Source organism: Burkholderia sp. Bp9143 (genome assembly GCF_003853645.1).
Lineage (GTDB): Bacteria > Pseudomonadota > Gammaproteobacteria > Burkholderiales > Burkholderiaceae > Burkholderia.
Window position 1 is genome coordinate 17,250 of the sequence record NZ_QTPO01000042.1, and the last position, 23,891, is coordinate 41,140.

General features: G+C 68.0%; 18 protein-coding genes and 1 pseudogene. 7 read left to right on the plus strand and 12 right to left on the minus strand.

The features are described from left to right. The first annotated feature begins 1 nt into the window (after position 1). Genes DIE23_RS27555 through DIE23_RS27565 form a run of 3 tightly spaced genes read left to right on the plus strand, consistent with a single transcriptional unit; the run spans position 2 to position 3,291 of the window. On the plus strand, positions 2-2,203 hold the full coding sequence (locus DIE23_RS27555; RefSeq protein ID WP_124615004.1) for an FUSC family protein: 2,202 nt from the start codon (positions 2-4) through the stop codon (positions 2,201-2,203). After that, on the plus strand, positions 2,200-2,403 hold the full coding sequence (locus DIE23_RS27560; RefSeq protein ID WP_011351756.1) for a DUF1656 domain-containing protein: 204 nt from the start codon (positions 2,200-2,202) through the stop codon (positions 2,401-2,403). The genes DIE23_RS27555 and DIE23_RS27560 overlap by 4 nt, the downstream gene beginning before the upstream one ends. 12 nt (positions 2,404-2,415) lie before the next feature. Beyond that, positions 2,416-3,291, plus strand: a complete 876-nt coding sequence (locus DIE23_RS27565) for an HlyD family secretion protein (protein ID WP_047900486.1) — start codon at positions 2,416-2,418, stop codon at positions 3,289-3,291. 18 nt (positions 3,292-3,309) lie between these two features. Here DIE23_RS27565 and DIE23_RS27570 read toward each other — a convergent pair whose 3' ends face one another. Beyond that, on the minus strand, positions 3,310-4,983 hold the full coding sequence (locus DIE23_RS27570; protein ID WP_124615005.1) for a methyl-accepting chemotaxis protein: 1,674 nt from the start codon (positions 4,981-4,983) through the stop codon (positions 3,310-3,312). A gap of 403 nt (positions 4,984-5,386) precedes the next feature. Here DIE23_RS27570 and DIE23_RS27575 point away from each other — a divergent pair, with 403 nt between their 5' ends. Next, on the plus strand, positions 5,387-6,622 hold the full coding sequence (locus tag DIE23_RS27575; RefSeq protein WP_124615006.1) for an MFS transporter: 1,236 nt from the start codon (positions 5,387-5,389) through the stop codon (positions 6,620-6,622). A gap of 86 nt (positions 6,623-6,708) precedes the next feature. Here DIE23_RS27575 and DIE23_RS27580 read toward each other — a convergent pair whose 3' ends face one another. The 4 genes and pseudogenes from DIE23_RS27580 to DIE23_RS27595 form a co-directional block, all read right to left on the minus strand. Further along, positions 6,709-6,966 carry a hypothetical protein gene (locus DIE23_RS27580; RefSeq protein ID WP_124615007.1) on the minus strand — a complete coding sequence of 86 codons (258 nt, stop codon included), beginning with the start codon at positions 6,964-6,966 and terminating at the stop codon, positions 6,709-6,711. Next, positions 6,963-7,389, minus strand: a pseudogene (locus tag DIE23_RS27585) (DUF2778 domain-containing protein). The gene DIE23_RS27580 and the pseudogene DIE23_RS27585 overlap by 4 nt, the downstream one beginning before the upstream one ends. Positions 7,390-7,535: 146 nt before the next feature. Next, entirely contained in the window at positions 7,536-8,345 is an 810-nt protein-coding gene (locus DIE23_RS27590) for a 5'-methylthioadenosine/adenosylhomocysteine nucleosidase (protein ID WP_124615008.1), read from the minus strand. Beyond that, positions 8,342-10,705, minus strand: coding sequence for a UvrD-helicase domain-containing protein (locus DIE23_RS27595; protein WP_124615009.1), 2,364 nt, complete (start codon positions 10,703-10,705; stop codon positions 8,342-8,344). Before DIE23_RS27595 ends, DIE23_RS27590 begins: the two co-directional genes overlap by 4 nt. Positions 10,706-10,919: 214 nt before the next feature. Here DIE23_RS27595 and DIE23_RS27605 point away from each other — a divergent pair, with 214 nt between their 5' ends. Together DIE23_RS27605 and galU are read left to right on the plus strand one after the other, a co-directional pair. Next, on the plus strand, positions 10,920-13,787 hold the full coding sequence (locus DIE23_RS27605; RefSeq protein ID WP_124615051.1) for a valine--tRNA ligase: 2,868 nt from the start codon (positions 10,920-10,922) through the stop codon (positions 13,785-13,787). An 87-nt stretch (positions 13,788-13,874) separates the two neighbouring features. After that, entirely contained in the window at positions 13,875-14,759 is an 885-nt protein-coding gene (gene galU / locus DIE23_RS27610; RefSeq protein WP_124615010.1) for a UTP--glucose-1-phosphate uridylyltransferase GalU, read from the plus strand. A 60-nt stretch (positions 14,760-14,819) separates the two neighbouring features. Here galU and DIE23_RS27615 read toward each other — a convergent pair whose 3' ends face one another. From DIE23_RS27615 to DIE23_RS27645, 7 genes are all read right to left on the minus strand, one after another. Beyond that, positions 14,820-15,434: a DUF4136 domain-containing protein gene (locus DIE23_RS27615; protein WP_124615011.1), complete on the minus strand. Its 615-nt coding sequence runs from the start codon at positions 15,432-15,434 to the stop codon at positions 14,820-14,822. Between the two features lie 37 nt (positions 15,435-15,471). Beyond that, entirely contained in the window at positions 15,472-17,859 is a 2,388-nt protein-coding gene (locus DIE23_RS27620) for a CHASE2 domain-containing protein (RefSeq protein WP_124615012.1), read from the minus strand. A 10-nt stretch (positions 17,860-17,869) separates the two neighbouring features. After that, positions 17,870-19,231 carry a FecR domain-containing protein gene (locus DIE23_RS27625; RefSeq protein ID WP_124615013.1) on the minus strand — a complete coding sequence of 454 codons (1,362 nt, stop codon included), beginning with the start codon at positions 19,229-19,231 and terminating at the stop codon, positions 17,870-17,872. Next, on the minus strand, positions 19,228-19,932 hold the full coding sequence (locus tag DIE23_RS27630; protein WP_006490421.1) for a response regulator transcription factor: 705 nt from the start codon (positions 19,930-19,932) through the stop codon (positions 19,228-19,230). Before DIE23_RS27630 ends, DIE23_RS27625 begins: the two co-directional genes overlap by 4 nt. Before the next feature lie 264 nt (positions 19,933-20,196). Beyond that, the gene (locus DIE23_RS27635; protein ID WP_124615014.1) at positions 20,197-20,664 is read right to left on the minus strand and encodes a peptidase; all 468 of its coding nucleotides are present in this window, start codon (positions 20,662-20,664) and stop codon (positions 20,197-20,199) included. Positions 20,665-20,889: 225 nt separating this feature from the next. After that, positions 20,890-21,117 carry a sulfurtransferase TusA family protein gene (locus tag DIE23_RS27640; RefSeq protein ID WP_006753156.1) on the minus strand — a complete coding sequence of 76 codons (228 nt, stop codon included), beginning with the start codon at positions 21,115-21,117 and terminating at the stop codon, positions 20,890-20,892. A 162-nt stretch (positions 21,118-21,279) separates the two neighbouring features. Next, positions 21,280-22,215, minus strand: a complete 936-nt coding sequence (locus tag DIE23_RS27645; RefSeq protein ID WP_124615015.1) for a LysR family transcriptional regulator — start codon at positions 22,213-22,215, stop codon at positions 21,280-21,282. A 110-nt stretch (positions 22,216-22,325) separates the two neighbouring features. On the opposite strand from DIE23_RS27645, the gene DIE23_RS27650 reads away from it, so the two are divergent. Further along, on the plus strand, positions 22,326-23,846 hold the full coding sequence (locus DIE23_RS27650; protein ID WP_124615016.1) for a CoA-acylating methylmalonate-semialdehyde dehydrogenase: 1,521 nt from the start codon (positions 22,326-22,328) through the stop codon (positions 23,844-23,846). Positions 23,847-23,891 lie beyond the last annotated feature (45 nt).

The window sequence follows — 23,891 nt, forward strand, 5'->3', positions numbered from 1 at the left end:
CATGTCAGCCTCCTCCTCCGCTTCCACGCACGCCGGCGGCCCGCTCGCGACCTGGTACGCCGCGTTCGGCGACTGGGCCCGCAGCGACGGCGCCGCGTGGCTCTATCTGTTCAAGGCACTGCTCGCCGCGTTCATCGCGACCGGCGTGTCGATGCGGCTCGACCTGCCGGCGCCGAAGACGGCGATGACCACGGTGTTCATCGTGATGCAGCCGCAAAGCGGCGCCGTGCTCGCGAAGAGCTTCTACCGGGTCGCCGGCACGATCTTCGGGCTGATCGCTACGCTCACGTTCGTCGGACTGTTCCCGCAGCAGCCGCAGCTGTTCCTGCTGGCGGTTGCGCTGTGGATCGCACTGTGCACGGCCGGCGCCGCGCGCAACCGCAACTTCCGCAGCTACGGCTTCCTGCTCGCCGGCTATACGACCGCGCTGATCGGCCTGCCCGCGTCGCAGCATCCGGACGGCGCGTTCATGAGCGCCATGACGCGCGTGTCCGAGGTCATCATCGGGATCGTGTCGGCCGGCGTCGTCAGCGCGCTCGTGTTTCCGCAGTACACGGGCGAGCAGATGCGCACGACGGTGCGCAAGCGCTTCGGCAGCTTCGTCGACTACGTCGCGGCGGCACTGTCGGGCAAGCTCGACCGCGCGCACATCGAAACGATCCATACGCGCTTCGTCGCCGACGTGGTCGGTTTCGAAGCCGCGCGCAGCATGGCCGTGTTCGAGGATCCGGACACGCGGATGCGCAGCGGCCGCCTCGCGCGACTGAACAGCGAATTCATGAGCGTGTCGAGCCGCTTCCACGCGCTGCACCAGCTGATGAACCGGCTGCGCGCGGCCGGCGCACAGGCCGCGATCGATGCGATCGAGCCGTACTTCCGCGAGATCGCGCCGCTCCTGACGCGCAACGGCGAACCCGTGCGCACGTCGGCCGACGCGGCGCTCGCGGCCGAACAGCTGCTTGCGTGGCGCGACGCGCTGCCGCGCCGCATCCGCGCAACCCGCGCGGCGCTCGAAACGCAGCCGGATTTTCCGCTGCTCGACTTCGACACGGCCGCCGAGCTGCTGTACCGCTTCATCACCGACCTGCACGAATACGCGGCAACCTACGCGTCGCTGTCGACCGCGACGCACGAGCGCGAACGCTGGATCGAGCGCTACGAGCCGCGCACCAACGTGACGGCGATGGTGATCGCGGCGATTCGCACCGCGACCGTGATCCTCGTGCTCGGCTGGTTCTGGATCGCGACCGCGTGGCCGAGCGGCGTGACGCTGACGCTGACGGCGGCGGCCACCTGCGCGCTCGCGTCGTCGACGCCGCGCCCGACCGCGATGTCCGCGCAGATGGGCATGGGTACCGCGCTGGCCGTCTGCACGGGTTTCCTGCTGATGTTCGGCATCTACCCGCACATCGACGGCTTCCCGCTGCTGTGCGTGGCCCTCGCGCCGCTGCTTTCGATCGGCATCTACATGACGTTGAAGCCGAAGCTCGCGGGCTACGGGATGGGCTACCTGATCTTCTTCTGTTTCCTCGCCGGCCCGGACAGCGTCACGCACTACGACCCGACCAGCTTCATGAACGATTCGCTCGCGCTGGTGCTGTCGATGCTGGTCTCGGCGATCGCGTTCGCGGTGCTGTTCCCGCCGACCGCGCCGTGGCTGAAGAAGCGGCTGTTCGCCGACCTGCGCCACCAGGTGGTCGCGGCATGCCACGCACGGCTGGCCGGATTGCGCACGCGCTTCGAGAGCGGCGCGCGCGACCTGATGTACCAGGCGCACACGCTGTCGGCCGACCAGCCCGACGTGCAGCGCGACGCGCTGCGCTGGATGTTCGCGGTGCTGGAAACGGGCAATGCGGCGCTCGACCTGCGCGCCGAGCTGGCGACGCTGCCGTCCGACCCGCGCTATGCGCCGACGACGCCGTGGCGTCGCGCGATCGAGACGATGCGCACCGCGCTGTCTGCCCTGTTCAGCAAGCCGGACGCGGCGCGCTTCGACGCGACGCTCGCCGCGGTCAACGCCGCGATCGACGCGACCCGGCAGACGCTCGATGCGTTCACGCCGTCGCGCGAGGAGCGCCACCGGCTGCAGCGCATCCTGAGCCATCTGCATTTCGTACGCACGGCGCTGCTCGATCCGGAATCGCCGCTCGAGCCGCTCAACCGCAACCGCCCCGTGCGTCCCCAACAAGGAGCCTCGTCATGATGCCGCGTGAAATCGCCATTCTCGATGCCTACATGCCCACGGTGGTCCTGATGTTCGTCTTGGGCGCGCTGGCGACCTGGGCCGTCGACCGCCTGCTCGCCTACACGGGCCTCTACCGTCTCGTCTGGCACCCGTCGCTGTTCCGCGCGTGCCTTCTCGTCTGCATTTGCGGCGGACTGAGTCTTGCCGTTTACCGTTGATTCCGAACCAACATGATTCTCAGAAAACTCTTCGGCTTCGTCGCGACCGCCGTCATCCTTCTCGTCGCGATCCTGATCGGGCGCTCGCTGTGGGTGCACTACATGGACGATCCGTGGACGCGCGACGGGCGCGTCCGTGCCGAGATCGTCAACGTCGCGCCGGACGTGTCGGGCGCGATCGTCGAGCTGCCCGTGCATGACAACCAGCTCGTGAAAAAGGGCGACCTGATCATGCAGATCGACCCGTCGCACTACCAGATCGCGGTCGAGCAGGCACAGGCAGCCGTCGCCGCCCGCCGCGCGGAACTGCAGATGCGCCGCGACGACGCGGCCCGTCGCGCCGACCTCGACGCGCTCGTCGTGTCGAAGGAAAACCGCGAGAACGCGGCGCACAGCGCGTCGAGCGCCGATGCGCAGTACCAGCAGGCGATCGCCGCGCTCGACGCCGCGAAGCTCAATCTCGAACGCACGCGTGTGGTCGCGCCGGTCGACGGCTACATCACGAACCTGCAGACGTTCAAGGGCAACTACGCGGTGGCCGGCCAGGCGAAGCTCGCGATCGTCGACAGCCATTCGTTCTGGGTCTACGGCTACTTCGAGGAAACCAAGCTGCCGCGCGTGAAGGTCGGCGCGCCGGCCGAGATGCGGCTGATGAGCGGTGGCGTGATGAAGGGTCACGTCGAGAGCATCTCGCGCGGCATCTACGATCGCGACAACCCGCAAAGCCGCGACCTCGTCGCGGACGTGAACCCGACCTTCAACTGGGTGCGCCTCGCGCAGCGCGTGCCGGTGCGGATCCGGATCGACGAAGTGCCGGCCGACGTGGTGCTGTCGGCGGGCACGACCTGCACGGTCATCATCGATCCGGACAAGCAGAAGAAGTCGTAAGCGTCGACGGCCGGGCGCCTACGCCGCGATGCGAAAGCGCCCGACCAGCGACTTGAGCGACTGCGCCTGCTCGTCGAGCGCATTCGCCGCGGCGGCCGCCTGTTCGACGAGCGCCGCGTTCTGCTGCGTGCCGGCATCCATCTGCGTGACCGCGCGGCCGATCTCGTCGATCCCCGCGCTCTGTTCGTCCGATGCGGCCGAGATCTCGCCGATGATGTCGGTCACGCGCTTGACCGCCCGCACCACGTCGTCCATCGTGCGGCCCGCATCGTGCGCGAGCGCCGCGCCGTTCGCGACGCGCTCGACCGACGCACCGATCAGCGCACGGATCTCCTTCGCCGCGGTCGCCGCGCGCTGCGCGAGCAGCCGCACCTCGCCTGCCACCACCGAAAAGCCACGCCCCTGTTCGCCCGCGCGCGCGGCCTCGACCGCCGCGTTCAGCGCGAGAATGTTGGTCTGGAATGCGATCCCCTCGATCGTGCCGATGATCTCGCGAATGTTCTTCGCGCTGTCGTCGATCTCACTCATCGTCGCGACCACGCGCCCGACGACTTCGCCGCCCGCCTCCGCGACGACCGACGCATTGGCCGCGAGCGCACTCGCCTGACGCGCGTTCTCGGCGTTCTGCCGCACGGTCGACGTGAGTTCCTCCATGCTGGCCGCGGTGCGCTCGAGCGCGACGGCCTGCTGCTCGGTGCGCCGCGACAGGTCGAGGTTGCCGGTCGAGATCTCGCCGGACGCGGCCGCGATCGCCTCGGCGCTGACGGCGATCTCGCCGACGGTCGCCGCGAGCCCGGTCTGCATGTCGGACAGCGCACGCACCATGCTGTCGCGGTCGTGCCGGCCGAGCGGAATCGGCCGCGTCAGGTCGCCGCGCGCGATGTCGGCAGCGATCGCCTTCGCGTCCGCAGGCTCGCCGCCGAGCTGCGACGCGAGGCGGCGCACGACCCGTTCGGCGATCACGATCGCCAGCACGATCAGCGCGGCCGTCATCGCCGCGATCATCGCGAACGACGACGAGAAGATCGTTGCGGACGCATCGAGCGTCGCCTTCGACTTCGCGCCGCGCGTCTTCACGAGCATCGCGACGAGCTTCTCGAGCTTGCCGGTCTCGACCAGCAGCGACACGTCCTGCGTGCCGACCTGCCAGCTCATCTGCGACAGGTCGAGCGGCTGCGCCTGCACGAGCGCGACGAAATCGCGCAGATGGCCGCTCCACGTACCGACCGCCATCGAGAATGCGCGCAGTCGCGCGGAATCGTCCGCATCGGCCGGATCCGCATAACGCTGCAGCGTCGCGAGTGCCTGGCCGATCGACGCGAGCCCCGCGCCGACCTCGGTGCCCAGGTCGTCGCGCTCCTTCGCGGTGGTCGCGGTCAGCAGCATCTTCTGCGCACGGCTCGCGCGCAGCACCTCGGCGCGCACCTCCTCCGCCGCCCGGCTCGCGACGTGCCCCTGCTCGTAGACCGACGCGATCGACGCGTTCAGCCGGCTGATCTGCCACAGCGAAAACACGCCGATCGCGAGCGTGCCGGCCAGCAGGATCGCGAACGCGGCGCGCAATGTCACCTTCACGGTCCATGGCCGGCGTTCGCGCCGGGCTGCGCGCGGACGTCGAGCGGCGGTCCCGGCGGCTGCACCGGATGCGGTAGTGGCCGCACCCGGCTGCGGATGCAATGATGCTGCTTTCATCGATATATCCCCGTATTGATCACGCCGCCGGAAAGGTCGGTTCCGGCGGTCCCCGCGATGGCTGGCCAAGCCGCGCGTCCTGTGCCCGCCCGGCTCGTGGCCGGTGCCGGACGCGGCGCGCCTCTGTTGTGTCGTTCTACGGCTGCCATCGGCATTCCTTGAGTCCGGACTAACACCGATCCGCCCCCCGCTACCCCCTTCGACGGGCGCACGCGCCGCAGCGTTATACCCGACCGACCAAAAAAGCGCGTCATGGCCGAATCGTCACATCAATGTCCGAATCACGATAAAACTTGGCCTGACATTCTCGATACGCCACATTACACTTCTTTGACGCAACAACGATTCGAACGCGCCGATCCCCCTCAGAGCGCGTCCCGCCACCTCAACTCGCTCAGCTCGCATGGAAACCAGCCTCGATACGGGCGTCGGCACCGCCGCCGTCCAGCCATCCGCTTCACCCGCCCCGCGCACCGTCTACCCGGTGCTCGGCGCGATCAGCTTCTCGCACATGCTCAACGACATGATCCAGTCGTTGATCCTCGCGATCTATCCGATGCTCAAGAGCCAGTTCGCGCTGTCGTTCGCGCAGATCGGCCTGATCACGCTGACCTACCAGATCACCGCGTCGCTGCTGCAGCCGCTCGTCGGCCTCTATACGGACAAGCGGCCGAAGCCGTATTCGCTGCCGGTCGGGATGGGCTTCACGCTCGCGGGGCTGCTGCTGATGTCGGCCGCGCAGAACTTTCCGACGCTGCTGGCGGCGGCGGCGCTGGTCGGCTGCGGCTCGTCGGTGTTCCATCCGGAATCGTCACGCGTCGCGCGGATGGCGTCGGGCGGCCAGCACGGGCTCGCGCAGTCGCTGTTCCAGGTCGGCGGCAACGCCGGTTCGGCACTCGGGCCGCTGCTCGCCGCGCTGGTGATCATCCCGCACGGGCAGCACAGCATCGCGTGGTTCTCGGCGGCCGCGCTCGTCGCGATGGTCGTGCTCACGCAAATCGGCCACTGGTACAAGAAGCATCCGTCGATGAAGAAGAAGGCGGCGGCGGCCGGCCATCCGACGCTGCCGCAGGGTCGTGTGCTCGCCGCGATCGGCGTGCTGGTGCTGCTGGTGTTCTCGAAGTACTTCTACCTCGCGAGCATCAACAGCTATTTCACGTTCTACCTGATCGACAAGTTCCACTTGTCGGTGCAGGCCGCGCAGATCCACCTGTTCGTGTTCCTCGCGGCGGTCGCGGCCGGCACGCTGATCGGCGGGCCGGTCGGCGACCGGATCGGCCGCAAGTACGTGATCTGGGTGTCGATCCTCGGCGTCGCGCCTTTCACGCTGCTGCTGCCGTACGCGAACCTGTTCTGGACGAGCGTGCTGAGCGTGATCATCGGCGTCGTGCTGGCGTCGGCGTTCGCCGCGATCCTCGTCTATGCAACGGAACTGATGCCAGGCAAGGTGGGGATGGTCGCGGGCCTGTTCTTCGGCTTCGCGTTCGGCCTGGGCGGCGTGGGCGCCGCCGTGCTCGGCCAGCTCGCGGACGCGACGAGCATCACGTTCGTCTACAAGGTGTGCTCGTTCCTGCCGCTGATCGGCGTGCTGACGGTGTTCCTGCCGAACCTCGAAAGCAGCCGGCGCAAGAAGGCGTGACGAGACGGCCGCGGCATGCGTGCCGCGGCCGGTGGCTCAAAAACGTTACGAAGCGTTTCGCCAAACGGCTATCGACGCCGGGACTCTCACGTCCGACGGTCGAACATTCGAGCGCCCAGCCAGACCAGCGCCAACGCGATCACGAAACTGACGCCGAGCATGGTACTGATCAGGATGTCACCCTGGCCGTGACCACCGAGCCTCTCGAACACGTTGAACAGCGGTTCGAACGCTCGCCAACCGGCGCCGCTTTGAAACCAGTCATCCGGAGGAGAATTCGCCAGGCCGAGATAGACCGGAATCGTCAATACGATCGCGGCGAGCAGACGAAGAAGCGCTTTCATTGGACGACCACTCGACCGTAGTGCTTCATCCCGGTGACTGGAATCGTGCCGACGGCCTGCGACTTCAGGAACTTGCGAAGCGCGTCGAACTGGGTTTTGTTCGGCAGCGTGATGTAGCCTTCGCTGATGCCCCAGTATCCGACGGGATTCAATCGGAAGTTGCCACGCCGAATGCCGTTGATCGACGTCCAGTCGTCGATCACACCATCGTTGCGATACAACGCGAACCAATCCGCGCGATGAGTACCGGCAAGCAGATCGGAGCGAAAGTCGTTCAACCACCCCATGCGTCCACCGCTCTGGCGATCCACGATGTAGTAAACACCGGCCGGCAACGGCCCGTCGTCGGGAATTGTTGTCGAGTTCGGATCATTGACGTATCGAGCGTTGACGGTTCAACGAGAAAGTACATTCGACAGGCATTCGGGCCCTCTCCGGATCGTTATTTTTTTGATACGACCGCGTGCAACGTGCGATCGTCCTGACTGCCCCAACTTCCCGGGCAGCCGTGAGCGCTTAATCCATCATGGCCCCTTCGTCCTTGCAGCGCCTAAGCACGGCGCGCCTACCTATATGATTGCCGCGCCACGCTCCGTCGCATGCAGCGTCAGGAAACGCTTGAGGATGCCGGACGAATAGCTGCTCGCGATCGCCGACAGGAAGTGCGAGAACGACTGCGTCGCGTGATCGTCGGCCGTATCGGAGATCGTGCGCACGATGGCGAACGGTACGTCGTGTTCGGCGCACACCTGCGCGATCGCCGCGCCTTCCATCTCGACCGCGAGTGCATCCGGCAGCGCGTCGCGCAAAGCGACGACTTCCCGCTCGCTCGACACGAAGCGGTCGCCGCTGATGATCAGCCCGCCGTGCAGCGTTGCTCCCGCCAGCCCGAAACGCGCGGCGAACTGCGCGCCCTCCTCGGCGACGAACAGCGTGCACGCGGACTTCAGGCGGGCCGTAAGTTCCGCGTCGGTCGCGAACCGCGTGATGCCGAGGAGCGGCACCTCGTAGCGCGGAAACAGCGGCGACGCATCGAGGTCGTGCTGCAGCAGGGTATCGGCGACGATGACGTCGCCGACGCGCACCGCGCGCGACACCCCGCCGGCGACACCGGTGAACACGATGCCGGACACGCCGAACACATGGATCAGCGCGCTGACCGTCGCGGCGGCCGCGACCTTGCCGACCCGCGCGAGCGTGACGACGCAGGCCGCGCCGTGCACGGTGCCGACGTGGTAATCGCGGCGGCCGAGCGTGACCGTCTTCATTGTGCCCTCGGCGCGCATCGCGGCGATCAGGTCGCCGAGTTCCTCGGGCAGCGCGGCCAGAATACCGAGCGGGCGTGCCGAAACCGTTTCAGCCATGTCGATGCCCATCATTCCACCGCCTGCAGTTTCGCGACCGCCAGCGCGAGCCACTTCTCGCCGTGCCGCTTGAACTTCACCTGCGCCTTCGCATCGGCGCCGTTGCCTTCGAGCGCGGTGACCGTACCCTCGCCGAACTTGGTATGGAAGACCTGCTGGCCGACGCGGAAGCCGGTGTCGGCCGCGCGCTGCTTGTTCGCGAACGCCGGCAGCGGCGCGGTGACCGCCGCGTCGACGACCTGCTCGCGACTGCCGCCGCCCGGCCGCGCGAACCAGTCGCGCCCCCAGCCGGCGTTGTCCGAGCGGCCGCCCCAGCGCGAGCCCGCCTCGACCTTCGGCGTGAGCCACTTCAGCACGTGCTCCGGCAATTCGTCGAAGAAGCGCGAGCGCACGTTGTAGCGCGTCTGGCCGTGCAGCATCCGGCTCTGCGCGAACGACAGGTAGAGCCGCTCCTTCGCGCGCGTGATCGCGACGTACATCAGCCGGCGCTCTTCCTCGAGGCCGTCCGATTCGAGCACGCTGTTCTCGTGCGGGAACAGCCCTTCCTCGAGGCCGGTGATGAACACGGCCGAGAATTCGAGGCCCTTCGCCGCGTGCACCGTCATCAGCTGCACCGCGTCCTGGCCGGCCTGCGCCTGATTGTCGCCCGCTTCCAGCGACGCGTGCGACAGGAAGCCCGCGAGCGGCGTCATCGTGTCGGGGTTCTGCGCGGGGTCGTCGAGCGGGGCCGGATCGAGCACGTCGACCGTCGGATCGTCCGCGTCCACGCCGAGTTCCGGTGCCGCGATCGCGCCCGCGCGCAGCGGAATCGAGCGAGCTGGCGCGTCGAGCCCGTAGCCTTCCTCGCTGACGAACGCGGTGGCCGCGTTCACGAGTTCCTGCAAGTTCTCGAGGCGGTCCTGGCCTTCGCGCTCGCCCTGGTAGAAATCGGCCAGGCCGCTCGCGCGCACGACATACTCGACCGTCTCCGGCAGGCTCATCTGCTGCGTCTCGGCACGCATCTTCGCGATCAGCGTCGCGAACGCGCCAAGGCTCGTGCCGGCCTTGCCGGTCACGTACGGAATCGCGGCGGCCATCGAGCAATCGTACAGGCGCGCGGCGTCCGCGAGCTGCTCGATCGAGCGCGCGCCGATCCCGCGGGTGGGGAAGTTCACGACGCGCACGAACGCGGTGTCGTCGTTCGGGTTGTCGATCAGGCGCAGGTACGCGAGCGCGTGCTTCACTTCCTGGCGCTCGAAGAAGCGCAGGCCGCCGTACACGCGATACGGGATGCCCGACGTCATCAACGTGTGCTCGATCGCGCGCGACTGCGCGTTGCTGCGATACAGGACCGCGACCTCGCTGCGCGACATCCCGGTGTTGATCAGCGAGCGGATCTCCTCGACGATCCAGCCGGCTTCCTGCGCATCGGTGCTCGCCTCGTACACGCGCACGGGCTCGCCGTGGCCGGCGTCGGTGCGCAGGTTCTTGCCGAGGCGGTGCGCGTTGTTCGAGATCAGCTGGTTCGCCGCGTCGAGGATGTTGCCGTGCGACCGGTAGTTCTGCTCGAGCTTGATCAGGTTGCGCACGCGGAATTCGTCTTCGAAGTCGCGCATGTTGCCGACGTTCGCGCCGCGGAACGCATAGATCGACTGGTCGTCGTCGCCGACCGCGAAGATCGCGTTCTGGCCGCCCGCGAGCATCTTGAGCCACGCGTACTGCAGCTTGTTGGTGTCCTGGAACTCGTCGACGAGGATGTGCTTGAAGCGCGCCTGGTAGTGCGCACGCAGCGGCGCGTTGTACGCGAGCAGCTCGTAGCAGCGCAGCAGCAACTCGGGGAAGTCGACGACGCCCTCGCGCTGGCACTGCTGGTCGTACGCCTGGTACAGCTCGACGAACTTGCGGTTGAAGTTGTCGGACGCGTCGACCTTGTCGGGACGCAGCCCCTGCTCCTTCGCATTGTTGATGAAGTACTGGACGTTCTTCGGCGGGTACTTCTCGTCGTCGACGTTCGCCGCCTTCATCAGCCGCTTGATCGCCGACAGCTGGTCGGCCGTGTCGAGGATCTGGAAGGTCTGCGGCAGGCCGGCGTCGCGCCAGTGCGTGCGCAGCATCCGGTTGCACAGGCCGTGGAACGTGCCGATCCACATCCCGCGCGTGTCGATCGGCATCATCGCCGACAGCCGCGCCATCATCTCGCGCGCGGCCTTGTTCGTGAAGGTGACGGCCAGCACGGTGGCCGGCGACGCGTAGCCCTGCTGGATCAGCCAGGCGATGCGCGTGATCAGCACGCGGGTCTTGCCGCTGCCCGCCCCCGCGAGGATCAGCGCCGGTTCGTTCGGCAACGTGACGGCGGCGTATTGTTCAGGGTTCAGATTGGCGAGCAGATCGGGCATGGAGCGGCAGCGGACGTGCGAGAAAAATGCGGACCCGCCATTATAAGTCGGCCGCGCGATGCCGTTTCCGATCCGTTCGGCCGCATGCCGCCGCCGCGCCGCGCGCGCCTCGCGACGGGCCCGCGCTGGCAACGCGATGGCTGGCCGATGTGCATCCATTTATAATTGTCGGATTCGGCATCCAATTCACGCATTTTTCGGCAGATTTCCAACCATGAGCGACAGCACGCTTGCGAAGAGTTTCGAACCCCACACCATCGAGTCCCAATGGGGGCCGGAGTGGGAAAAACGCGGTTATGCCGCCCCGGCATTCGACCCTGCGCGCCCCGATTTCGCGATCCAGCTGCCGCCGCCGAACGTCACCGGCACGTTGCACATGGGCCACGCGTTCAACCAGACGATCATGGACGGCCTCGCCCGCTACCACCGGATGCTCGGCGAGAACACGCTGTGGGTGCCCGGCACCGACCACGCGGGGATCGCGACCCAGATCGTCGTCGAGCGCCAGCTCGACGCGCAGGGCGTGTCGCGCCATGACCTCGGCCGCGAGAAGTTCGTCGAGCGCGTGTGGGAGTGGAAGCAGCAGTCCGGTTCGACGATCACGGGCCAGGTGCGCCGTCTTGGCGCGTCGACCGACTGGTCGCGCGAATATTTCACGATGGACGACAAGATGTCGGCCGCCGTGCGCGACGTGTTCGTCACGCTCTATGAACAGGGCCTGATCTACCGCGGCAAGCGCCTCGTCAACTGGGATCCGGTGCTGCTCACCGCGGTGTCGGACCTCGAGGTCGCGAGCGAAGAGGAAAACGGCCACCTGTGGCACATCCGCTACCCGCTCGTCGACGGCTCTGGCTCGCTGACCGTCGCGACGACGCGTCCCGAGACGATGCTCGGCGACGTCGCGCTGATGGTCCATCCGGAAGACGAGCGCTACGCGCACCTGATCGGCCAGCTCGTCACGCTGCCGCTGACGGGCCGCGAGATCCCGGTGATCGCCGACGACTACGTCGACCGCGAGTTCGGCACGGGCGTCGTGAAGGTCACGCCCGCGCACGACTTCAACGACTACCAGGTCGGCTTGCGCCACAACCTCGCGCCGATCGAGATCCTGACGCTCGACGCGAAGATCAATGACAACGGCCCCGAGCAGTATCGCGGCCTCGACCGCTTCGACGCGCGCAAGGCGATCGTCGCCGACCTCGATGCGGAAGGCTTCCTCGACTCCGTGAAGCCGCACAAGCTGATGGTGCCGCGCGGCGACCGCACGGGCGTCGTGATCGAGCCGATGCTGACCGACCAGTGGTTCGTCGCGATGACGAAGCCGGCGCCGGAAGGCACGTTCAACCCGGGCAAGTCGATCACCGAAACGTCGCTCGACGTCGTGCGCAACGGCCAGATCAAGTTCGTGCCGGAAAACTGGACGACCACCTACTACCAGTGGCTCGAGAACATCCAGGACTGGTGCATCTCGCGCCAGCTGTGGTGGGGCCACCAGATTCCCGCATGGTACGGCGAGAACGGCGAGGTGTTCGTCGCACGCAACGAGGAAGAAGCGCGCGCGCAGGCCGCCGCGAAGGGCTATGCCGGCGCGCTCAAGCGCGACGAGGACGTGCTCGACACATGGTTCTCGTCGGCGCTCGTGCCGTTCTCGTCGCTCGGCTGGCCGAACGAAACGCCTGAGCTGCAACACTTCCTGCCGTCGTCGGTGCTCGTCACCGGCTTCGACATCATCTTCTTCTGGGTCGCCCGGATGGTGATGATGACGACGCACTTCACCGGCAAGGTGCCGTTCCACACCGTCTACGTGCACGGCCTCGTGCGCGACGCGGAAGGCCAGAAGATGTCGAAGAGCAAGGGCAACACGCTCGACCCGATCGACATCGTCGACGGCATCGACCTCGAAACGCTGGTTGCGAAGCGCACGACGGGCCTGATGAACCCGAAGCAGGCAGCGACGATCGAGAAGAAGACGCGCAAGGAATTCCCGGACGGCATCGCCGCGTTCGGCACCGACGCGCTGCGCTTCACGATGGCGTCGATGGCGACGCTCGGCCGCAACGTGAACTTCGACCTCGCGCGCTGCGAAGGCTATCGCAACTTCTGCAACAAGCTGTGGAACGCGACGCGGTTCGTGCTGATGAACTGCGAAGGCCACGACTGCGGCGCCGACAAGCCGGAAGTGTGCGGCGCGGGCGACTGCGGCCCCGGCGGCTACCTCGACTTCTCGGCGGCCGACCGCTGGATCGTGTCGCTCCTGCAGCGCACCGAGGCCGACATCGCGAAGGGCTTCGCCGACTACCGCTTCGACAACATCGCGACGAGCATCTACAAGTTCGTGTGGGACGAGTATTGCGACTGGTACCTCGAACTCGCGAAGGTGCAGATCCAGAACGGCACGCCGGAACAGCAGCGCGCGACGCGCCGCACGCTGCTGCGCGTGCTGGAAACGGTGCTGCGCCTCGCGCACCCGGTCATCCCGTTCATCACCGAAGCGCTCTGGCAGAAGGTCGCGCCGCTCGCGGGCCGTTATCCGCAAGGCAAGGCCGAGGGCGAAGCGTCGCTGATGACGCAGGCGTATCCGGTCGCGAACCTGCAGAAGATCGACGAGGCATCGGAGCAATGGGCGGCCGACCTGAAGGCGATCGTCGACGCGTGCCGCAACCTGCGCGGCGAGATGAACCTGTCGCCCGCGACCAAGGTGCCGCTGCTCGCGGCCGGCGATGCCGAGCGCCTGCGCTCGTTCGCGCCGTACGTCCAGGCCCTCGCCCGCCTGTCGGAAGTGCAGATCCTGGCCGACGAAGCGACGCTCGACAAGGAAGCGCACGGCGCGCCGATCGCGATCGTGGGCCCGAACAAGCTGGTGCTGAAGGTGGAGATCGACGTCGCGGCCGAACGCGAGCGCCTGTCGAAGGAAATCGCGCGCCTGACGGGCGAGATCGCGAAGTGCAATGCGAAGCTCGGCAACGAGGCGTTCGTCGCGAAAGCGCCGCCGGCCGTGGTCGAACAGGAGCAGAAACGCGTCGCCGAATTCCAGAGCACGCTGGAAAAACTGCGCGCTCAGCTCGATCGGTTGCCTGCGTAACAAACGGTAAGGTCGTTTGCGTTCACTATAATCGGAACGTGAACATAGACTGTCTGACAAGACGATTACAGGAATAAAGGTTCGATCATGTTGAAAGTCACCAAGGCGGTATTCCCCGTCGCCGGTCTCGGCACGCGGTTCCTCCCGGCAACGAAGGCGAGCCCGAAGGAAATGCTGCCCGTCGTCGACAAGCCGCTAATCCAGTACGCCGTCGAGGAAGCGATCGCCGCGGGCATCACCGAGATGATCTTCGTGACCGGGCGCAGCAAGCGCGCGATCGAGGATCACTTCGACAAGTCGTACGAGGTCGAGGCGGAACTCGAGGCACGCGGCAAGGCGAAGCTGCTCGAGCTCGTGCGCAGCATCAAGCCGAGCCATGTCGACTGCTTCTACGTGCGCCAGCCGGAAGCGCTCGGCCTCGGCCATGCTGTGCTGTGCGCGGAGAAGCTCGTGGCCGACAACCCGTTCGCGGTGATCCTCGCTGACGACCTGCTCGACGGCAACCCGCCCGTGATGAAGCAGATGGTCGACGTGTTCGACCACTATCACAGCTCGGTGATCGGCGTGGAAGAGATCCCGCCGTCGGAGACGAAGTCGTACGGCATCGTCGACGGCAAGGAGTGGGAAGAGTCGATCGTCAAGATGTCGGCGATCGTCGAGAAGCCGGCGCCGGAAGACGCGCCGTCGAACCTCGGCGTGGTCGGCCGCTACATCCTGAAGCCGCGGATCTTCGAACACCTGCGCGCGCTGAAGCCGGGCGCGGGCGGCGAGCTGCAACTCACCGACGCGATCCAGGCGCTGCTCGCCGACGAACAGGTGCTGGCCTACAAGTACCAGGGCACGCGCTACGACTGCGGCAGCAAGCTCGGCTACCTGAAGGCGACGGTCGAATTCGCACTGCGCCACCCGGAAGTCGGCACCGAGTTTGACGCGTACCTGCGCGCGCGCGGCAACGGGCAACCGGCCGCCTGAACGCGGCACGGGCCGGCCGCGCCTCCCCGGCGGGCCCGCCCTCACCTCACGGCCGGCGCGTCAGCGCGCGGCGGCCGACTTCACCGAGACGACGCCCGGCATTGCGCCCGCGTCGTCTTTTTTCGTCGTCACGAACCAGCCGTCGCCCTGCTCGAACGGCAGCTTCGCGAGCGCGCTCTTCACGAGCGTCGGCGCGGCCTGCCGCGAGCCCGCATCGCGATCGCGCAGCGACGCCGACACGCGATAGACGTCGGCGCCCGACTTCGCATCGACGAAACGCAGCGTCAGCACGTGGCGGTAAACCTTGCCCGCGAACGGCAGCGCGAACGGCGCAGGTCCGTCGACGGTCACGCACGCGCTGCCTGCCACGCCGCACTGGTCGGCCGTCGTCGCGACCGATGCCGGCTGCGTCGCATACGCGATCGACAGCCGGTAGTCCGCGGTGTTGCCGGGCTGCGCGTCGAAGCCGCGGTGCGCGAGCTCGTCGCGCACGAGCGTCTCGATCTGCCGGTATTCGGCATCGTCGGCCTGAGCGGCCGTGCGAACGAAATCGTAGCCGTGCGCACCGGATGCGAACGCATTCGGCTGCCCGAGCGCGCTCACGCCGGTCGTGACGCCGGCGCAACCCGTCAACAACGACACCGCCAGCGCGGTCGCTGCCCATTCCTTTCTCATGACTTCCCCCAAATGCCTGCCGTCGTGCCCGGCCCTGTCAGGCGGACGGCTCGTCGATCGCGGGCAGCGACACCGTCACCGCGGTGCCGACACCCACTTCGCTGTCGACCGTCACGCTGCCGCCGTGGCGCGTGACGACCGTCTTCACGAATGCCATGCCAAGCCCGGAGCCCGAGATTTCGGGCCGCTCGCCGGCATGGAACCGCTTGAAACGCTCGAACAGATGCCGCTGATCTTCCGGCGCGATGCCGTACCCCTGATCGCGAATCGTACAGAACATCCGTTTCGATGCGTGCTCGACCGTCAGCGTACACGTGATCGCCGTGTCGGACGGACTGTATTTGACCGCGTTGTTCAGCAGGTTGACGAACGCGCGCGTGATCAGCGAGCGGTCGGCGCGCATCCAGCACATGTCGGCGCCGACGTCGGTCTCGATGCGGATGCGCTTCGCCTGCGCCTGCGGCCAGACTTCGTCGCTCGCGTCGATCAGCACGTCGACCAGGCTCGTCGGTTCGAGCTGGTACACCTGCGACTCCGCGCGCGCCAGCTGCACGAACTCGTCGGCGAGCGACAGCGCACGGTGCGCATAGCGCTCGATCCGCGCAAGCAGCCCGCGCATCGCGTCGGTTTCGACGCGATCGCGCTCGATCTCGACGAGCGCGAGGATCGACGACTGCGGCGAGCGCATGTCGTGCGACAGCAGGTGCAGCGCCTCCTCGCGCTGCCGCTCGGCGGCATGCAGCTCGGTCACATCGACGAGGCCGGCGATCCAGCCCGTCACGCGGCCCTGCGCGTTCGTACACGGGGCGTAGCGTAACAGATGGTCGAGCCCGTCGCGATCGCGCACCTCGATGCCGCGCGCCATCGCGTCCTGTTCGGCCCCGAGCGTCGGGTCGAGCGCGGCCGGCCAATGTTCGCGGATCGTGACGTCGTGCTCGGCGTTGCCGTCGACGGTCTTCATGAAGGTCAGCTCGCCGAGCGCGGCGCGCAGCGACCGCCCTTCCGGCAGCGGCAACGCGAGCCGCGATCCGTAGCGCTTCGCCGCATGGTTCGCGATCAGCACGGTTCCGGCCAGGTCGGTGACGAAGATCGGCTCCGGCATGCTGTCGAGGCTGTCCCACACGAAGCGCTTCATGTCCTGCACGCGCTGCGCGGCCTGTGCCATCAGCGCCATCTGGCGTTCGAGCACGTCGCCGCCGACGCTGCGCGTGCGCGGCGCCTCGGGCAGCAGGTGCGGCTCGTCGGCCAGCCGCTGCAGTTCGCGGCGCAGGTACGACATCGTCATTTCCAGGCGCCGCCAGTTCCAGATCGGGTACACGGCGACCAGCCCGAAGATCGCCGGCGCGGGCGACAGCCACACGCGCGCCTCGAACAGCAGCGCCAGGCTCGCGACGGTGGCCAGCGCGGCCAGGCTCAGCGTCAGCAGCAGCGCGCGCCACGGCGACAGCATCAGGAAACCGCCCAGCAGCACGGCGAGCGGCAGCAGCGAGGCGACGAAGAGCCCGGCGCGCGACACGGGCAGGATCGCGCTGCCGGTCGTCAGCATGTCGAGCACGTTCGCATGGATGTACACGCCGGCTAGCGGGCCGAAGTCGCCCGACACCGGCGTCGCGAAGCGGTCGTAGAGGCCCGACGCCGTCACGCCGACGACGACGATCTTGCCGCGCAGCGCATCGGGTTTCACGCGGCCTTCGAGCACGTCGTCGAACGACAGTGTCGGATACGCGGGCGTGCTGCGGCTGAACGGGATCAGGTAGCGGCCCTCGCCGGTCGCGTCGCGCGACAGGTCGTGCGCATTCGCGCCGGGCGCACCGCCGACCGGATGCAGCCGTCCGGCCTCGATCGCGCGGTAGACGGGCACCATCAACTGCGGCCAGCGCACGCGTCCGTCGCTTTCGAACAGCGCGACGCTGCGCACGATGCCGTCGGGATCGACCTCGAGATTGATGTGGCCGAGCCCCATCGTGCGTGCCGACAGCTCGGCCACCGGCGGATCGACGGTGCGCGTGCCGTCCGCCTGCTCGGGGCTCAGCAGGACGGGCAGGAAGGTCGGCACACGGGCCATCGCGTCCGCGAACGCGCGATCCTCCGGCGACTGCTCGGTAAACAGCACGTCGTAGACGACCGCGGCCGGCTGCGCACGCGCCAGCGTGTCGAGCAGCCGCGCGTGCACGCTGCGCGGCCACGGCCAGCGGCCGAGTGCGGACACGCTCTGGTTGTCGATGTCGACGACGACGACGTCGGGCGACAGCGGCAGGCTGCGCAGCATCAGCAGCCGGTCGTAGATCAGCCCGTCGACGCTCGACGACAACCGGCCGAGCGCGCACGCGAGAATCACCGCGATTCCGAGGCAGCCGATCGCGATCCACTCGATCAGGAAGCGGCGGCCGAGGCGCCGCCGCGGGGAAACGGAGTCGGTTTTCATGCGCCGCGGGTCAGCGCGACAACGTGAACGCGCTGACCGGACTCGTCTTCTGATAGAACTTGCCGCCCTCGAACTCTTCGACCGTCACCGCCCAGTAGTAGTCGCCGGGCGGCAGGTGGGCGACCGTGATCCGGTGCGCCTGCAGGCCCATCTGGTCGACGACCGGCGCGCTCAGGTCCTTCGAGCGCGACAGCACGAACCGATAATGCGCATCCTTGGCCGCGCCGTTCGGCGACCAGCGGAATTCGTAGCCGTTCGGGCCGGGAGACGCGGTCGCGTCGAGCCCCATCAGGCGCCGCTCGAACGCGTAAATGTGCGGCATGCCTTCGAGGCCGTTGTCGTCGATCGCGGCAATCCGGACGAAGTACGTGCCGTTCGGCACCTCGCGGAACACCGCGCGCGACGAGACCGTGCGCGTTTCGCTGAACAACTCGAGCATGCCCGCATCGCGCGCGAGTTGCAGGTGATAGGCGTGCGCATGCTCGAGCGGCGCGATGTCGAACGTGAGGTCGGGCTCGTCCTGCACCTTGTCGGGATGCGTGAGCGCGGGCGCCGGCAGCAGCTGCACAGGTGCGCCGACCTCGCCGGACGACGTCGCGACGCTGCCGAAGTTCGCATGCACGAGCGTCGGGTCGGCCGGCTGCTGCTTGCCCGCGACGCCGACGGTGCCGTCGAGCACCTCGACGCGCGTCGCCGCGTTGCCGGCGGCGTCGTAGTTCACGCGGAACCGTGTGCCGCGCACGCCGGCCACGACCGACGGCGAGCGGATCTGGAAGCGGTCGTCGCGCTTCTTCAGATGCGTGACCTCGCTGTCGACCGAGCCGCGCGTGAGCTCGAACTCGCGATCGAGCGTGCCGGTCAGCACGGTGCGGCGCAAGGTCTTCAGGTCGAGCTGGCTGTCGGGCGGCAGGCTCATGTGCGTGCCGTCGGCCAGTTCGAGCGTCAGGAAGCCGTTCGCGCCCGTGCGCACACGGTCGCCCTCGGTGAGCGTCGCATCGTTCACGAGCGGCGCGTACGCGTCGCCGGACGCGCGCTCGGCCGTGCCCTGCACCGCGACGACGCGCGCGGTCAGCTTTTCCTTGCGCAGCCGCGCGACCGGCAGCTTCAGCGCGATGCCGGGCTGAAGGTGCTTCGGCGCGGGCACGCCGTTGATCTGCTGCAGCAGCTGCCAGTCATCCGGGCCCTGCAGGTAGCGCGCCGCGACGTCGTACAGCGTGTCGCCGGCTTGCGTGCGATAGACGACCGTCTTGCCCACGGCTGCGGGCGGCTGCGCCACGGCCTGCTGTGCCGCGAACGCAAACGCGACCGCGCACGCCGCGTGCAGCGCCGCCGTGCGCAGGCTCGCCGCGCGCTGCGTGATTCGCTGGGTCACTCCGGTTCTCCCTGACCGACCCGCTCGAGCCGGTAACCGTAGCCGTAGATCGGCGCGAGGCGATAGCCGTTCTCCGGCCGCAGGCCGAGCTTCGTGCGCAGCATCGAGATGTGCGTATCCATCGTGCGCGACGGAATGTCGGTCGCCTGCTTCCACACGAGATCGAGAATGTGCGCGCGCGACAGTGGCCGGTCGAGGTGCTGGAACAGCAACAACGCGAGCTCGAATTCCTTCTGCGTGAGGCTCACGGCCTTGTCGCCGACATAGGCCTGCTTCAGGTTCACGTCGAAGCGGAACTGGTCGAACTCGCGAACGGTCGCCTCCGCGTTGACCGGATACGCGCGGCGCAGCAGCGAGCCGATGCGCGCGCGCAGGATCGGGCCCGACACGGGCTTGACCACGTAATCGTCGGCGCCGGCGTTGAGGATCTGCGTGATCCCCGCCTCGTCGTCGCGGCTCGTCATGAAGATGATCGGCAGGCTGTGCTCCGTCTGGTTCGCACGCACCCACTTGAGCACTTCCTCGCCGGACATGTCGGGCACGTTCCAGTCGAGCACGAGCAGATCGAACGTCTCGCGCTGCAGACGCTTCTTCAGGGCCTTGCCTTCCTTGAACGCATAGCACGTGTGGCCGACGGCCGTCAGCGTTTGACTGACGAAATCCGTCTGGGCCGGATCGTCATCCAGTACAGCAATTCTCATAGCACCCCGCAAATCGAAATCGATTCGTCCAGTTCAGCTCCCCGCGCTCACCCCGCCGCGCGGCACGCGCGCAGCTTCCGACACCGGCCGGCGAGCCGTCGTTTGCCGCGTGCGCAACCTGCGCGACACGGCCCCCGGAAAATATCTCAAAAACGGGGCACGGACGAACCGGCGATTTCATCATAGTAGTATGAAATTCGCCAAGAAATTGCGCGGACTGCGGTCATTTATTCGAATAATCCTTCCCTTCGCAAGATCTCGCGCCTAGCCGGCGCCCGCCATGCCGGCCACCGACTCGGCCAGATCGTCGGCCGGCACGCGCGGCAGCCGCGCGACCGAGGGCTGCTCCGGCTGCCGCCGCATGGGCTGCCCCAGGATGGGCTGCCCCAGCAGCCGCTCCAGCTGGCCGCGCACGCGCTCCCACGCCGGCGCCGCATAGTCGGGCTGGCTCGCCGCCCACGCTTGCGCGAGATCGAACACACGCTCGATCGTCGCACCGCAATACGTGAGGCACGCGCCGTCGTCCCGCGCGGCGCCGCGCAGCCGTTCGTCGAGCGATTCGGCCAGCCACGGCATCTCGGCCGCCGCCGAATCGGCATACGCCTCAAGTGCGGCACGCGCGTGGCGATCCTGTTGCGGGTCGAGCTCGATCCGGCTCAACCCCGCCGCGCGTGCGGGCGCGATGCATTCCGCCGCGGACGGACTTCGAATGGCCCCTGGTCTGAAGGACATGTCCTCTCCCCGTTTGTACGACGGTAGCGTCAGGCATGGCCCCCGTGCCCGCCTCGTATGACGTACCGTAGCCGGCGCATCCATCCGGGACGGACGACCGGCCGGATCAGTATACGCAGCCGGCCGCGCGACGAGGTTTAAGGATTGTCAGAGGCGTCAGAGGCGCGGCCGGGCCGCAACGGGCGGCGTGCGTGCGGTGCCGCAAGAGGCGCGTGATGCGGGCCGTCAGCGGCGACGCATCAGGAACACGAACGTCTTGTCCTGGGTCGTCACTTCGACGATCTCGTTGCCCGTCTGCTTCGCGAACGCGGCGAAATCGCGCTGCGAGCCCGGGTCGGTCGCGAGCACCTTGAGGATCTGCCCGCTCTCCATATCGGCGAGCGCTTTCTTGGCGCGCAGGATCGGCAACGGGCAATTGAGCCCGCGCGCGTCCACTTCCTTGTGAATCTGCATCGGCTGTCGACCTTCGAATGACGCGCCACACGGGCGCGGGAGGAAGCGGCGATTTTACCGCAGCGCGGCCACCCCTGCCCGCGCGGCCAAGGCCCGGCCGGGCGACGCGGCGCGCCCGCGCTCGTTCCGCCAAGCGCCTGTCAGGGGCACGTCAGTAGCACGTCAGGGGCCCGAGAAACCGCCCGCGAGCCGCTCGCGCAGGTGCCGCACGAGCGCGCGCACCGCGCTCGGCACGACCGGGCTGTACGGCCGGATCGCGAAGATGTGGTCGCCGAACGCGCCCGACGGCCGCCAGCCGTCGAGCAGCGCGACGAGCCGGCCGGCGTCGAGATCGCGCTGCGCGCTGAAATCCGGCAGCAGCGCGATGCCGAGCCCGCCGAGCGCGGCCTCGCGCATCGCCTCGCTGTTGTTCGCCGCGAAGCTGCCGCGCACCGGCACGCTCACGCGCTGGCGCCGCCGGTCGTCCGGCTCGAAGCTCCAGGCGGCCGGTTCGTGCTCGCGCAGGTAGCACAGGCAGCTGTGGTCGACGAGTTCGCTCGGGTGGCGCGGTGCGCCGCGCGCGTCGAGGTAGTCGCGGCTCGCGACCAGCAGCGAACGCGTGTCGCACAGCTTCCACGCGACGTGGGTTTGCGGCGCGGTCGTCGTATGGCGGATCGCGAGGTCGAAACCTTCCTGCGTGAGCGAATGCAGCCGGTCGGACAGGTCGAGTTCGATCTGCACGCCCGGATGCTGCCGCAGGAAATCGGGCAGGTGCGGCACGACCTGCTGGCGCCCGAGCGCGACGGGCACGGTCACGCGCAGCAGCCCGCGCGGCTCGCCGGCCAGGTCCTTCACGCGCGCGAAGTGCTGGCCGATCGACTCGAACGCGTCGCGCGTGCTGTCGACCAGCGTCTGCCCCGCGTCGGTGAGCCGCACGCTGCGCGTCGTGCGCCGCACGAGCGGCACGCCAGCCGCCTTCTCGAGATCGGCGATGCGCTGGCTCATCGCGGCCTTGCTGATGCCGAGCCGCTGGGCGGCGGCCGTGAAACTGCCGGCCGCGGCCAGCACCGTCAGCGAATGGATATGCGGCCAGAGCGCCTGGACATTTTGCTGATTCATCCAGTAATTATTCAGAATTCTGAACAGTGAATCAAGCTGCGCGGCCTTCTCCCGCCCCGCCGCTTTGCCTAGACTAGGTTCCGTCCACCCCCCAATCCTCAGGAGACACGATGAATCCGGTTCCCGCCTACACGTCCGACGCCGACGTCGGCCACTATGTCGACGGCGCGCCCGTTGCCGGCCGCAGCGGCCGCTTCCAGGACGTCCTCAATCCGGCGCTCGGCCGCGCGGTGCGCCGCGTCGCACTCGCCGGCGACGACGAAGTGCAGCAGGCCGTCGCGTCCGCCCACGCCGCGTTCCCGGCCTGGGCCGCGACGCCGCCGATCCGCCGCGCACGCGTGCTGCACCGCTTCCTGCAACTGATGAACGAGCACCGCGACACGCTCGCGGCGATCATCACGGCCGAGCACGGCAAGGTGTTCTCCGACGCGCAGGGCGAAGTCGCGCGCGGCATCGACATCATCGAATTCGCGTGCGGCGTGCCGCAACTGCTGAAGGGCGACTTCACCGACCAGGTCAGCACCGGCATCGACAACTGGACGATGCGCCAGCCGCTCGGCGTCGTCGCCGGGATCACGCCGTTCAACTTCCCGTGCATGGTGCCGTGCTGGATGTTCCCGGTCGCGCTCGCGACGGGCAACACGTTCGTGCTGAAGCCGAGCGAACGCGATCCGTCGGCGGCGCTGTTCATGGCCGACCTGCTCACGCAGGCAGGCCTGCCCGCCGGCGTGTTCAACGTCGTGCAGGGCGACAAGGGCGCGGTCGACGGGCTGCTCGACCATCCGGACGTGCAGGCCGTCAGCTTCGTCGGCTCGACGCCGATCGCGGCCTACGTGCAGCAGCGCGCGGTGCAGTCGGGCAAGCGCGTGCAGGCGCTCGGCGGCGCGAAGAACCACCTCGTCGTGATGCCCGACGCGAACATCGAGCAGGCGGTCGATGCACTGATCGGCGCCGCGTACGGCTCGGCCGGCGAGCGCTGCATGGCGATCAGCATCGCGGTGCTGGTCGGCGACGTGGCCGACCGGATCGTGCCGGCGGTCGCCGAGCGCGCGCGCAAGCTGGTGATCGGCGACGGGATGTCGCCGGAAGTCGAGATGGGCCCGATCGTCACCGGCGAAGCGCTGAAGCGCATCGAAGGCTACATCGCGCAAGGCGTCAGCGAAGGCGCGCAACTGGTGGTCGACGGGCGCGGGCTGCGCGTGCCGGGCCGCGAGGAAGGCTTCTTCACCGGCGGCACGCTGTTCGATCACGTGACGCCCGACATGCGCATCTACAAGGAAGAAATCTTCGGGCCGGTGCTCGGCTGCGTGCGCGTCAAGGACTTCGGCGAAGCCGTCGACCTGATCAACGCGCACGAGTTCGGCAACGGCGTCGCGTGCTTCACGAGCGACGGCGGCATCGCGCGCGAATTCGCGCGGCGCATCCAGGTCGGCATGGTCGGCATCAACGTGCCGATCCCGGTGCCGATGGCATGGCACGGCTTCGGCGGCTGGAAGAAGAGCCTGTTCGGCGACATGCATGCGTACGGCGAGGAAGGCGTGCGGTTCTACACGCGCCAGAAGTCGGTGATGCAGCGCTGGTCGTCGAGCATCGGCAAGGGTGCCGAGTTCGCGATGCCGACCGCGAAGTAAGCCTGACTAGCACGCCGCCCGCCGGAGGGACCCGCGGGCGGCAGG

Bases quoted from the DNA above. Each gene is read 5' to 3' on its own strand.
- DIE23_RS27555 (WP_124615004.1), top strand. From the start codon at position 2: ATGTCAGCCTCCTCCTCCGCTTCCACGCACGCCGGCGGCCCGCTCGCG.
- DIE23_RS27560 (WP_011351756.1), top strand. From the start codon at position 2,200: ATGATGCCGCGTGAAATCGCCATTCTCGATGCCTACATGCCCACGGTG.
- DIE23_RS27565 (WP_047900486.1), top strand. From the start codon at position 2,416: ATGATTCTCAGAAAACTCTTCGGCTTCGTCGCGACCGCCGTCATCCTT.
- DIE23_RS27570 (WP_124615005.1), bottom strand. From the start codon at position 4,983: ATGAAAGCAGCATCATTGCATCCGCAGCCGGGTGCGGCCACTACCGCA.
- DIE23_RS27575 (WP_124615006.1), top strand. From the start codon at position 5,387: ATGGAAACCAGCCTCGATACGGGCGTCGGCACCGCCGCCGTCCAGCCA.
- DIE23_RS27580 (WP_124615007.1), bottom strand. From the start codon at position 6,966: ATGAAAGCGCTTCTTCGTCTGCTCGCCGCGATCGTATTGACGATTCCG.
- DIE23_RS27590 (WP_124615008.1), bottom strand. From the start codon at position 8,345: ATGATGGGCATCGACATGGCTGAAACGGTTTCGGCACGCCCGCTCGGT.
- DIE23_RS27595 (WP_124615009.1), bottom strand. From the start codon at position 10,705: ATGCCCGATCTGCTCGCCAATCTGAACCCTGAACAATACGCCGCCGTC.
- DIE23_RS27605 (WP_124615051.1), top strand. From the start codon at position 10,920: ATGAGCGACAGCACGCTTGCGAAGAGTTTCGAACCCCACACCATCGAG.
- galU (WP_124615010.1), top strand. From the start codon at position 13,875: ATGTTGAAAGTCACCAAGGCGGTATTCCCCGTCGCCGGTCTCGGCACG.
- DIE23_RS27615 (WP_124615011.1), bottom strand. From the start codon at position 15,434: ATGAGAAAGGAATGGGCAGCGACCGCGCTGGCGGTGTCGTTGTTGACG.
- DIE23_RS27620 (WP_124615012.1), bottom strand. From the start codon at position 17,859: ATGAAAACCGACTCCGTTTCCCCGCGGCGGCGCCTCGGCCGCCGCTTC.
- DIE23_RS27630 (WP_006490421.1), bottom strand. From the start codon at position 19,932: ATGAGAATTGCTGTACTGGATGACGATCCGGCCCAGACGGATTTCGTC.
- DIE23_RS27635 (WP_124615014.1), bottom strand. From the start codon at position 20,664: ATGTCCTTCAGACCAGGGGCCATTCGAAGTCCGTCCGCGGCGGAATGC.
- DIE23_RS27640 (WP_006753156.1), bottom strand. From the start codon at position 21,117: ATGCAGATTCACAAGGAAGTGGACGCGCGCGGGCTCAATTGCCCGTTG.
- DIE23_RS27645 (WP_124615015.1), bottom strand. From the start codon at position 22,215: ATGAATCAGCAAAATGTCCAGGCGCTCTGGCCGCATATCCATTCGCTG.
- DIE23_RS27650 (WP_124615016.1), top strand. From the start codon at position 22,326: ATGAATCCGGTTCCCGCCTACACGTCCGACGCCGACGTCGGCCACTAT.